The sequence below is a fragment of the Nonomuraea zeae genome (assembly GCF_005889725.1).
Classification (GTDB): domain Bacteria; phylum Actinomycetota; class Actinomycetes; order Streptosporangiales; family Streptosporangiaceae; genus Nonomuraea; species Nonomuraea zeae.
Map to the genome: position 1 here is coordinate 18,858 of NZ_VCKX01000146.1, position 11,218 is coordinate 30,075.

The 11,218-nt window shown below is 73.2% G+C and carries 8 protein-coding genes; 4 read left to right on the top strand and 4 right to left on the bottom strand.

Features of this window, described 5'->3' with window-relative positions:
- The first annotated feature begins 186 nt into the window (after positions 1–186).
- Complete coding sequence (locus ETD85_RS36365; protein WP_138694358.1) at positions 187–741, top strand: TetR/AcrR family transcriptional regulator; 555 nt, start codon at positions 187–189, stop codon at positions 739–741.
- 88 nt (positions 742–829) lie between these two features.
- Here the strand turns inward: ETD85_RS36365 and ETD85_RS36370 are convergent, their stop codons facing one another.
- Positions 830–1,546 carry a TetR/AcrR family transcriptional regulator gene (locus ETD85_RS36370; protein WP_138694359.1) on the bottom strand — a complete coding sequence of 239 codons (717 nt, stop codon included), beginning with the start codon at positions 1,544–1,546 and terminating at the stop codon, positions 830–832.
- Positions 1,531–2,748, bottom strand: a complete 1,218-nt coding sequence (locus ETD85_RS36375; RefSeq protein ID WP_138694360.1) for a cytochrome P450 — start codon at positions 2,746–2,748, stop codon at positions 1,531–1,533. The genes ETD85_RS36370 and ETD85_RS36375 overlap by 16 nt, the downstream gene beginning before the upstream one ends.
- A gap of 235 nt (positions 2,749–2,983) precedes the next feature.
- Between ETD85_RS36375 and ETD85_RS36380 the strand changes: the two genes are divergently transcribed.
- Positions 2,984–3,850, top strand: coding sequence for an alpha/beta fold hydrolase (locus ETD85_RS36380; RefSeq protein WP_138694361.1), 867 nt, complete (start codon positions 2,984–2,986; stop codon positions 3,848–3,850).
- A gap of 18 nt (positions 3,851–3,868) precedes the next feature.
- Here the strand turns inward: ETD85_RS36380 and ETD85_RS36385 are convergent, their stop codons facing one another.
- Positions 3,869–5,326 carry a pyridoxal phosphate-dependent decarboxylase family protein gene (locus tag ETD85_RS36385; RefSeq protein WP_138694362.1) on the bottom strand — a complete coding sequence of 486 codons (1,458 nt, stop codon included), beginning with the start codon at positions 5,324–5,326 and terminating at the stop codon, positions 3,869–3,871.
- A gap of 136 nt (positions 5,327–5,462) precedes the next feature.
- On the opposite strand from ETD85_RS36385, the gene ETD85_RS36390 reads away from it, so the two are divergent.
- Complete coding sequence (locus ETD85_RS36390; protein ID WP_138694363.1) at positions 5,463–8,255, top strand: hypothetical protein; 2,793 nt, start codon at positions 5,463–5,465, stop codon at positions 8,253–8,255.
- A gap of 39 nt (positions 8,256–8,294) precedes the next feature.
- Here ETD85_RS36390 and ETD85_RS36395 read toward each other — a convergent pair whose 3' ends face one another.
- Positions 8,295–8,723: a DUF2267 domain-containing protein gene (locus ETD85_RS36395; protein WP_138694364.1), complete on the bottom strand. Its 429-nt coding sequence runs from the start codon at positions 8,721–8,723 to the stop codon at positions 8,295–8,297.
- A 165-nt stretch (positions 8,724–8,888) separates the two neighbouring features.
- On the opposite strand from ETD85_RS36395, the gene ETD85_RS36400 reads away from it, so the two are divergent.
- Positions 8,889–11,218: ATP-binding protein (locus tag ETD85_RS36400; protein WP_138694365.1), on the top strand; the 2,330-nt coding region annotated here is incomplete at its 3' end.

The following is an 11,218-nucleotide window of genomic DNA, read 5'->3' on the forward strand; positions in this document are numbered from 1 at the left end:
CCGCCGGGGGCCGGGGGCCGGACTCGACGGCGAGTGAAGCCGGGGAGGGCGTTTTCTGACTCGAAGCTTGACCGGACAACCTTGTCCGGTTCTCACCGTAGCCGGTTCTGCCGAGCAGTGTCGACCAAAGAACGGGTCAAATATGATCAAGGTGGACGAGTTTGTCCGGTTGATATCGTCAGCGGTATGCCTGATGTGCGCCGTACGAACAGAGGACCCAGCGCGGCGGCGGCGAACCGGGCGGCGCTGATCGCGGCGGCCCACGAGGTGTTCGCGTCCGCCGGCTACAACGCGCCGCTCAGCGCCGTCGCCCGCGCGGCCGGGGTCGGCCAGGGCAGCCTCTACCGGCACTTCCCCGACCGCATCAGCCTCGCGCTCGCCGTCTTCGAGGACGGCGTCGCCGAGCTGGAGGCGCTGGCCGCCGAGCCGGGCGCCACCCTCGACGACGTGCTCGCGCTGATCACCGAGCAGACCATCGCCTCGACCGCGTTCATCGACATGGTCAGCAAGCTCCCCGCCGACCCGCGCCTGCTCGCGCTGCGCGACCGGGTGGCGGACCTGCTGGCGGGTGCGCTCGCCGAGGCGCAGCGGGCCGGGCGGGTGCGCGCGGAGGTCACCGCCGACGACCTGGTCCTGGCCGTCGGCATGCTCGCCGGGGCCCTGTCCAAGAGGCCGGGGCCCGCCAGGCGCGTCGTCGCCGCCCGGGTGTGGGCGCTGCTCCGCGCCGGCATAGACGCCTGATCACCCGGGCCGCCGGCACGCGCGATCGTCCCCCGGCCCGGCCGACACGAGCTGCCCGTGACGGCCGCCCGGCCATCTGGCCCGCCGGTCAGGTGTTCTCGTCGGCGTCCATGGCGGCGATGAGGCCGCACACGGCGGTGACGAGGTCGGCGCCCAGGCGGCGCCAGGCCTCGGCGGCGATGTCGGCGGCCGGTTGCTCCCTGGCCAGCTCCGCCTCCAGCTCGGCGGTCATGTGCACGACGAGCTGGCGGATCATGGCCTCGCGGCGCGCGCCGCGCTCGGGGTCGTACGCCTGCCCGGGGCCGTGCCGGTCCCGGCGGGAGTGGATGGCGTCGTAGAGGCGGCGCAGCGACGGCGTGTCCAGGTGCGCCTGGAGCGCGTACTCGCGCAGGGCGGGCTCCACCACCACCTGGGCCAGGAAACGCCCGTACCAGGAGGGGGTGCCCAGCTCCACGTGGTGCTCGATCCTGGGCAGCACGATGCAGCGGGTCTGATCCCTGAGCGAGAGCCCGGCCACGTCGCCGAGGGGGCTCATCATCGCGAACCTGTGGCGTTCCGTCGCCTCGGCGTGCTCGGCGAGGATGGCCTTGATGAGCTCGTCGCGCCCGGTGAAGTGATACTGGACCGCGGACTTGTTGCGCTGCCCCGCGGCCTCGCCGATCTGCCGGATCGACACCTCGGCCAGGCCGCGGGAGGCGTAGAGGCGTTCGGCGGTCCGCATGATCAGCCCCTTGGCCGCGGCGGACCGCGCGGACGCCGGCGCCGCCGTCAGCGCCGCGCCGGAGCCGCTCACCACGTGACCCACACGTCCTGGAGCCCGCCGGACAGCAGGCCGGTGCGCAGGCACAGGTCCTCGGGACGGTCGCGCAGGCGCAGCGAGGGCAGCCGGCGGGTGAGCGTGCCCAGCACGACCTGCAGCTCCAGGCGGGCCAGCGGCTGGCCGAGGCAGTAGTGCGCGCCGATGCCGAAGGCCAGGTGCTGGGCGGCGTTCTCCCTGCGCGGGTCGAAGCGGCCCGGGTCGTCGAACTTGCGCGGGTCCCGGTTGGCCGCGGATCGGGCCGGGATGACGGTGCTGCCCGCGGGCACGTGCCCGCCGTCGAGATCGACGTCCTCGGTGGCCACCCGGGGGAAGCCGATCACGCTGAGCGTGCTGTCCAGGCGCAGCACCTCCTCGACCGTGCCCCTGATCAGCTCCGGGTCGTCGACCACCGCCTGATAGCGCTCGGGCTCGGACAGCAGCGTGGCCGCCATGATGGCGATCATGTTGGAGGTGGTCTCGTGCCCGGCCAGCAGCAGCGCCCGGACGGTGGCGATCAGCTCCTCGTGGCCGAGCCGGCCGTCCTCGCTGTCGGAGATCTGCGTCAGCTCGCTGAGCAGGTCGTCCCCCGGCGCGGCGCGCTTGGCGTCGACGAGGTCGGAGACGTAGGCGTTGAACTCCGCGTACGCCTGCTCCACCTCCTCCTGGCCGTAGCGGGTCAGGGTCAGCATGACCTGCGACCAGTGGGCGAACTTGTCCTGGTCCTCGGCCGGCGCGCCGACCAGGGCGCAGATGACGCGTACCGGCAGGGGGAGGCCGAGCCGGGCGGACAGGTTGGCCGGGAAGCCCGACTTCACCAGGTCGTCGACCAGGTCGTCGGTCATCTCCTGGATCCGTGACCGCCAGGACTCCATCTTGCGGATGGTGAAGGACGGGGTGAGCAGCCGCCGCCATCGCAGGTGGCCCTCGCCCTCGGCCGTGCGGGTGGCGGCGCTGCGGGCGAACAGGCCGCCGTCCTGCGTGGTGGACACCCGCGCGGCGTCCGCCCCGCCGCGGCGGAACCGCGCGTCGGTGAGCACCGCGCGCACGTCGTCGTAGCGGGTCACGAGCCGGGCCGTATCACCGCTGGGCAGCCGTACGTGCGCCACCGGGCAGCCCTCCTGCAGCTCCGCCCACTCCCTGGGCGGCTCCAGGGCGGTGTCCCGGTCGAAGGGGTAGTCGGGTGTGGTGCCAGGTGTCGGGCCGGTCATGGCGTCCCCTTGTCGTGGCGGGCCTGTCGTGGCGAACGGTCATGGCGCTCTGTCGTCGATGGTCGCTCTTCACGTTAAGGCGATCTCCTTAATAAGGCAATCGCCTTAAGTGTGCTGCCCGACCCGAGCAGGGGACGGGCCCGCCGGTGAGGGCGGCGTCGCCGGCCCTTGACTCCTTAGCGGTGCTAAGCCACTGTGGAGTCACAGCAATTTAGCGACGCTAAGGGAGTAGGCCATGGCGGACACGGCGGTGGCGTACGCGCCCGGGACGGTCGTCTCGGCGGACGGCACGACGATCGGCTACCGGCGGCTGGGCGACGGCCCCGGGCTCGTCCTGGTGAGCGGCGGCTACCTCGCCGCCGAGCACTACATGGAGCTGGCGCAGGCGTTGTCCGGCACCTTCACCGTGTACGTCCTCGACCGGCGCGGGCGGGGCCGCAGCGGGCCGCCGGGGGAGAAGTACTGCATGGCCCGCGAGTGCGAGGACCTCGGCGCGCTGCTCGCCGAGACCGGAACGCGGCTGGTGTTCGGGCACAGCTCGGGCGGCCTCATCGCGCTCCAGGCGGCCCTGACCACACCCGGCATCAGCCGGATCGCGGTGTTCGAGCCCGCGCTGTCCATGTACGGCGCCTTCGACCTGTCCTGGATCCCGCGGTTCGAGCGGGAGATGGACCGCGACGACATCGCCGCAGCGATGGTCACCTTCGTCAAGGGGGTCAAGGCGGAGCGGCTGTCCGCCGCGCTGCCACGCTGGCTGCTCAAGCCCGCGCTCAGCTGGTACTTCCGGAGCCAGCGAGACGTGCACGGGCCCGGCGAGAAGTCCGTGCCGGACCTCATCCCGCTCCAGCGCTACGACGTGCGGCTGTTCGCCGAGATGGCCGGCAGCGAGGGCTTCGCCGGGCTGCGGGCGCAGGCCCTGCTGATGGACGGGGTCCGGACGCCGCCGCCGTTGCACCGGGCCGTCGAAGCGCTGCAGGCGACGCTGCCCCACGCCGTGCGCGTCACGATGGACGGCGTGGGGCACGAGGCGCCGCTGAACGGCCGCGGCGCCCCGGAGCGCGTCGCCGCCGAGCTCCGCACGTTCTTCACCGGCGGCTCCTGACCGCTGCCGGCGCCGCGGTCAGCAGGCGGAGCGGATGATGCGCAGCGCCTCCTTGATCCGGCCGGCACCGGTACGGCAGCTCAGCACGCACAGACGGAGATAGAAGGCCCCGCCGATGGTGGTGCTCGACAGGTAGACGCGCCGCGAGGCGTTGACCTCCGCCAGCAGCCGCCGGTTGCGCTCGTCGCCGCACCCGCGCAGGCGGAAGAGCACCACGGTCAGGTCCGGCTCCCTCGGCACCTCCAGCCGCGGATCGCCGGACAGCTCGCGGTGCACCAGCCCCGCCAGGTCGAGCTTCTCGTCCAGCGCCTCCTCGAAGGCCCGCACGCCGTGCAGGTGCAGCGGCAGCCACAGCCGCAGGCCACGGAACTCCCTGGTGAGCTCCACGCCCAGCTGCCCGTAGTCGGGCAGTCCATCCACCTCGTGGAGGTCCTGCAAGTACTCTCCACCGCCAGCGTGCGCGGCCCGCAGCACGGCCGGATCGCGGACGAGCAGCACTCCCGTCCCGTACGGCAGGAACAGGCTCTTGTGCGGATCGAACGTGATCGAGTCGGCCGCCTCGATCCCGGCCAGCGCGGCCCGCCCGCGCGAGGTGAGCTGGAACCCGCCGCCGTAGGCCGCGTCCACGTGGAACCACATCCCCTGCTCGCGCGCCAGCCGCCCCAGCTCGCCGAGCCGGTCGATCGTGCCCGTGCTGGTGCTCCCCGCGGTGCCGGCCAGCAGGAAGGGGCGCAGCCCGGCGGCCCGGTCGGCGGCGATCATGGCCGCCGCGGCCCCAGCGTCCATCCGCAGGTCCGCGGTGGTGGGCACGACGCGGACGCGACCGGCGGGCAGCCCGGCGATCTGGGCGGCCTTGGCCAGGCTGTAGTGGGTGTGCTCGGTCACGTACATGGTGCCGTTCATCGTGCCGCCCGAAGGGCCGCCGCCGCCCGGGGGGCCGCCGCCGTCCGCGCCGCCGCCGTCTTCGGACGGCGGGCCGAGCCGGGCGTGGCGGGCGGCCACCACCGCCGACAGCGTGGCCGCCGACGCGCCGGTGGTGACGACCCCGCCCGCGCCGGCCGGCAGCCCGAACCGCCCGGCCAGCCAGGAGAGCACGCCCTCCTCCATCGCGACGAGCGCGGGGGCGGTCTGGGCCACGCCGGTGTAGCGGTTGGCGGCCTGGGCCAGCAGCTCGGCCAGGGCGGAGGAGACGAGGCCGCCCGCGGGGAAGTAGGCCAGGTAGCCAGGCCCCGCCGTGTTGACGCCCTGCTCGGCGGCCTGGCGGAAGGTCTCGATCAACGCGGCGAAGTCGCCGGGCCCGTCGGCCGGCGCGCGGCTGACGAGCGCGGACAGCCGCGCGACGTCCCGGTAGTCGCTGGCGGGCGCGTCCGGCAGCCCGGCCACCTGCCGGGCGACGAGCTCGACGGCCTGCCGGCCGAGCTCCACGATCGTGTCGGGGGAGAGGTCCAGGGGGAAAGGCTCTTGCTGGGTGGTCATGCCGACACGGTAGAGAGGCGGCGGCGGAGGATCGGACGTTCCCGCGCTCCGATGCCGGCGGTCATGATCACAGAGTCACCGGCCGCACACGATATCGGATCTTCCCGGCGGGCCAAGATCGAGTGATACTCCGGGCATGAAGCGCGCGGCCCTGGCGGGCCTCTTCGCCCTGCTGCTTCCCCTGGTCCTCGTGTCGCCCCCCGCGTACTCCGCGCCCCGGAGCGCGGGCTTCGGCGCCGGCGAGAGGATCGTCCGGGCCTACACCGACGGGGACCTGTCGGTGGACGACCTGGTCAGGTACGGGGTCGCGTCCCTCACCGCGCCCGAGTCGGTCCCCGCCGACCTGCGCCCCACCGGGCCGCTGTCCATGGACCCCGAGCGCTACCTCGTCTACCTGTCGGCCATGTCGGCGAAGGCGTCGCCGGCGGCCCGCGAGGTGCTGTCACCGGCCCAGGCCCAGGTCGCGCCGGTACGGCTCCGGGCCGGGACCCTGGCGGCCGCCGCCAACCCGGACTGCGCGCGCAGCCAGCCGTACAGGTACCTGAACAAGGACTACCGCTGCTGGGCGAACGTCGACAACTTCGTCGTCTTCTACAACGTCACCGGCGGGGTGCCGCCGACGCCCGTCGAGTCGAACGGCCGCCCCACGGCCGTCCAGAACATGCTGGACGGCGTCGCCATCGCCGCGACCACCTACCGCTCGATGGGCTACGACATCACGAACAACGCCTCGGTGCCGCACGGCATCTTCCTGGGCGTGGACAGCCTCGCGGGCCGGCCGGTGGACGTGCCGTTCGTGCTCCCGATCGGCTACAACGCCATGCCGACCGTGCTGATGCCGTCCGACCCCGTCGACTACGACTACTGGCCGCGGCACGAGCTGTTCCACGTCTTCCAGTACTCCTACTGGGACACCGGCGAGGTGGCCGAGGACGCCGTCTGGGAGTTCGTGGCCTCCGACCGGTTCGGCTCGATGAACTGGTGGATGGAGTCCACCGCCGAGTGGGCCGCGCACCAGACGTACGTGAAGAACCCCTCCCACGTGCCGGATCCCGACCAGCGCGACATGTACGCGCGCAGCGTCGGCGCCTTCCTCTCCGACCCCGGTTCGGCGCTGAACGCCTGGGACGGCCTGGGCGGGTCGCGGTCGTACGGCGCCTTCCTGCTGCCCCTGTACCTGACCGAGCAGGCGGGCGCGAACTTCGTGCGCACCACCTGGGAGCGCATCCGCAGCGCCGGCGCCCTCCCGATCGAGGCCATCAAGTCGGCGCTCGCCGGCCGGGACCTGAACTGGCTGCTGCACGCGTTCGCCATCGCCAACTACCGGCTGGCCGGTCAGCAGTCGCTGATGGAGACGATGGGCTACAAGGACCCCGACGTCGCGCTCTGGCGGCGCAACCTGGCCGCCCACGCCGGCACGGGGGCCGACGCGCTCGGCGGCGCCCGGCCCGCGAGGCACTCGGAGACGGTGCCGGTCGGCTACAACCAGGTCCGCGGCGGCGTGTTCTACCCGGGCGGGACGACGTACCTCGACTTCAAGGCGGAGAAGGACGCGGCGGCGGCCACGCTCACGTTCAAGGGCCCGGGCGCGCCGGCGCCCGGGGCGCCCGTGCCCGGCATCACGTGGAGCGTGCTGGTCTGGGCGCGCGCCGGCGAGGGCACCGCGGACGTGCAGGAGTATCCGCAGCTCAAGGGCAGCCTGCCGCCCGACGGCACAGGGACGATCAAGGTCGCCGGCTTCCGCTACCCGATGGTGGCCACGCTGGTCGCCACCCGCAACGACCTGAACGCCGTCTCCAGCGTCGCGATGACCGACGACCAGGGCGCGGTCTGGACCGTCGCCAACTACGTCCCCATCGCGCACCGCCCGTGCACGCTGCGCAAGCCCAGCATCTCGGTCCAGGAGCTCAACGCCGCGCCGGAGAGCACGTTCAACGCGTACGCGGCCGCGACCCCGAACGGCTGGACCGGCGGCGACTCCACCTACTCCGCGCGGATGCCGGACGGCAGGATCCTCTGGCTGTTCTCCGACACGTTCCTCGGACCGCTCAACGCGGACGGCACCCGGCCCACGAGCGCCCCGCTGATCAACAACTCGTTCGTCATCCAGAACGGCTCCCAGCTCACCACCGTGCACGGCGGGACCGCCGCCGCGCCCAAGGCCCTCATGCCGCCGCCGGACGGCACCCACTGGTACTGGAGCGGCGACGGGTTCATCGTCGGCAACCGGCTACAGGTGATCTTCCAGAAGTACCGGCGGGAGGGCACGGGCGCGATGCCGTTCGCGTTCGACGAGAACGTGGTGGCCACCTTCTCGCTGAGCAACCTGAGCACGCCGTCCAGCGTGACGAAGCTGCCCTCGGACGCGGGCGTGGCCTGGGGCTCGGCGATCCTGCCCGCCGGCCGCAGCGGCGACGGGTACACCTACGTGTACGGCGTCTCGGACGCGCCGACGAACAAGCAGATGCGCATCGCCCGGGTCAAGGGCGACGACCTGCGTCAGGGCAGGTGGCAGTACTACACCTCATGGGGCTGGACGGAACGCGAACAGGACGCGGAGAACACCCTCACCGGCATCGCCAACGAATACAGCGTCACGCCGTGGAAGGGCCAGTTCCTGCTGGTCAGCCAGGACAGCACGGTGGCGTTCAGCGGCTGGATCAACGCCTTCACCTCGTGCGACCCGTTCGACGGCTTCACCAACGAGACGAGCGTCTACCGGATGCCCGAGCCCGGGCCGTACGGCAGCTACTGGGACGGCGACATCATCTCCTACAACGCCCACGTGCACGCCGAGCAGAGCTCGGACAGCTCGCTGCTCATCTCCTACAACGTCAACAGCCTGGACAACCGCATCGCCGCCGACGCCGACCTGTTCAGGGACACGAGCATCTACCGTCCGCGCTTCTTCCGGGCGGCCATCAGCTAGCGCGCTCGCTCGGACTCGTACCCGGACTCGGACTCGGCCTCAGACCAGGACCGCGGCCAGATCCTTCGGCATGCTGGAGGTGACGTCCTCCCACTCGCCGTCGGTGATGTGCCGCCTGAGCGCCTGCAACACCGTCCTGACCAGCTCTTCGGGGCTCTCGTCGTAAGAGAAGGACAGCTCGTCGGCCACGCGGGCGAGGAATCCGTCACGGCCGATCTTCATCGGCACCACGCTCGGGCGCCAGGCTTCGTAGTAGATGCCGCGCATCAGCATCGGGAGCTGGGCGGCCAGCTGCGCGCCCTCCTCGACGGTCAGCCGGTCACGCAGCGCGTGCAGCACGGCGCGCAAGGCGGCATAGGACTGGTTGCGCCGGTCGGACGACCACCCGTGGGCTTCCTCGATCTCGTGCAGAACCCGGTTCGTCTTGTCCACCGTCCGGTTGAACGGCGTGTACCCGGTCTCGGCCATCCCCTCCACCCCTCTTCCCCTCATCACGCCCAGCCTCGTTCCGGCCGTCCGGAGGTCACATCCCCCACTCGTGTAGTCCCGTGGGCGCTGAGGCAAAGAAAGATCTCGAAACTCGTAGGGTTCACCGTCCCGGTCCCGGATAGCGCATCATTCGGAGGCGGCGACATGCGGGGACGCGAACGGGAATGGCGCCACGTCGAAGGGGTGCTGCGCGGGCTGCGCCGTGGTGAGGGCGGGACGCTGCTGGTGGACGGCGAGCCCGGAGCGGGCAAGAGCCGGCTGCTCGCCGAGGCCGCCGCCGCGGCCGGCGAACGCGGCATCGTCGTGTTCCACCGCGGGGTGGAGGAGCTGGGGGAGCTCGTACCGTGTGGCCTGCTGCTGGCGGCCCTCGACCTGGGCCCGGAGAACGGCTCCTGGCGCGCCGCCGATTCGCGGGACCTGCTGGACCGGCTGGTGGCGGCCTTCGAGGAGCGGGCGGACGCGCCCGTGCTGACCGTGCTCGACGACCTGCACCGGGCGGACCCGGCGACCCTGAAGACGGTGCGTGCCCTGCACGACTCCCTCGCCGCCAGGCCCGTCGGCTGGCTACTGAGCCGCTCGACCGGCGGGACCGGCGGGCCGGCCGCGTCCCTGTTCGACCTGCTGGAGCGGCGCGGAGCCGGGCGGGTGCCGCTGCCGCCGCTCACCCCGGACGCCGTCGCCGCGCTGGTCGCCGACACGCTGGGGGCGGCGCCGGACCCGGCGACGCAGGCGCTGGTGACCGCGGCGGGCGGCAACCCCCTCCTGATCACCGAGCTGCTGGCGGGCCTGCGCGACACCGGCCTGCGCGACACCGGCCTGCGCGACATCGGCCTGCGCGACACCGGCCTGCGCGACACCGGCCTGCGCGACACCGGATCGCTCGGCCCCGGCCTCCGCGATGCCGGACCGCTCGGCCCCGGACCGCTCGGCCCCGGCCTCCGCGATGCCGGACCGCTCGGTGCCGCGGGCGCCGCCAGGCCGGGCGACCCGCTCCCCGACCGGTTGCGCACCCTGGTGCGAGGCTGGATCGCGCCGCTGGGCCCCGAAGCGAGAAGCCTGGTGGAAACGGCCGCCGTGCTCGGCGGATCGCTGTCGCTGGAGCACGCGGCGTCCCTGCTCGGCACCACACCCGCCGCGCTGCTGCCCGCCATGGAGGAGTGCGCGGCGGCGGGCATCCTGGTGGTGACCGCACACGGCCTGGCCTTCCGCCACGAGCTGGTCGGGAACGTGGTCGCCACGTCGATCCCGGCGCCGGTGCGACGGGCGCTCCTGGACCAGTTCAGCGCGCTCAGGAGCACGCCGCCACCGCCGGCCGCGCTCCTGCCCGGCCCCGCCACGGCCGTCATCGACACCGCGATCGCCGAAGGCCGCCTCCCGGAGGCCGAGCACCTGGTACGGGAACGCCTCGCCCAGCACTGCTCGGTGTACGGCATGGCCGAGCTGCGCTGCCTGCTGGCGGACATCATGTACCTGACCGGCCGGGGCGACGAGGCCGTCAGGGAGGCCGAGACGGCGCTGACCGTGCCCGGGCTGCCGCACCACGTACGCGACCGCGCCACCCTCGTCCGCCTGTACGCCCTGACCCGCCTGCGAGGTGATGGGACCGCGGCGGCCTACGCGCACGAGATCATCGGCGACCACCCCGAACACGCTCCGGAGGCCGCCGACCGGCATCCCGGGCATGGTCCGAATACCGCAGTCCGGCACCCTGGGCACGGTCCCGAGGTCACCGCCGCCGCCCTGCTGGCCCTTGCGTCGGCCGAGCGGGAGCGGGGCCGGCTTTCCCGCGCGCTGGAGCTGGCCGGGGACGCCGAGCGGCTGGCCGACGCGGACGGCCCCGGCGCGCGCCGCTACGAGGCCTGCCTGATCACCGCCGACCTGTTCACCGATGTGGGCCGGCTCGACGAGGCGCGGGCGATGATCCAGCAGGCGCGCAAGGACATGTTCGAGCACGGCCGGCTGGCGTGGGCCGCGGACGCCTCCGCGCTGGAGGCCCGGATCGAGCTGGCCGCGGGCCACTTGGACGGTGCGGCCGCGGAGGCGGGCCGAGCCCTGGACCTGGCGGACGCGCACGACACGCCGCTGTCCGCCGCGGCGGCCCGCGCCGTGCTCGCCGCGGTCGCGCTGCGCCACGGGGACCTGCGCGAGGCGGCCCGGCAGTCCGAGTCCGCGCCGGACGGCTCGATCGAGGCACGTACCAGGCACGCGCTACTCGCGATCCAGGTCGCGGAGGCGCGTGACGGCCCGCGCAGCGCCGTGACCCTGCTCACGGATCCCCAGCCCCGGCCCGACCGGCCGCCGGAGCCAGGCCGGCCGGCCGAGTCAGGTCACGCCCAGCGGCTGGGGCCAGCCGGAGAGGCGAAGGACGGCGAGCAGCTGGGGGACAGCGGGCAGTCGGGGCAGGCCAGCCAACTGGGGCACGCCGATCCGGCGGAGGACGCGGGGCAGGTGGAGAGCGCGGGGCAGGTGGAGAG

Excerpts from the sequence above, each read along its gene's own strand:
- ETD85_RS36365 (WP_138694358.1), top strand. The coding sequence starts at position 187 with ATGCCTGATGTGCGCCGTACGAACAGAGGACCCAGCGCGGCGGCGGCG.
- ETD85_RS36375 (WP_138694360.1), bottom strand. The coding sequence starts at position 2,748 with ATGACCGGCCCGACACCTGGCACCACACCCGACTACCCCTTCGACCGG.
- ETD85_RS36380 (WP_138694361.1), top strand. The coding sequence starts at position 2,984 with ATGGCGGACACGGCGGTGGCGTACGCGCCCGGGACGGTCGTCTCGGCG.
- ETD85_RS36385 (WP_138694362.1), bottom strand. The coding sequence starts at position 5,326 with ATGACCACCCAGCAAGAGCCTTTCCCCCTGGACCTCTCCCCCGACACG.
- ETD85_RS36390 (WP_138694363.1), top strand. The coding sequence starts at position 5,463 with ATGAAGCGCGCGGCCCTGGCGGGCCTCTTCGCCCTGCTGCTTCCCCTG.
- ETD85_RS36395 (WP_138694364.1), bottom strand. The coding sequence starts at position 8,723 with ATGGCCGAGACCGGGTACACGCCGTTCAACCGGACGGTGGACAAGACG.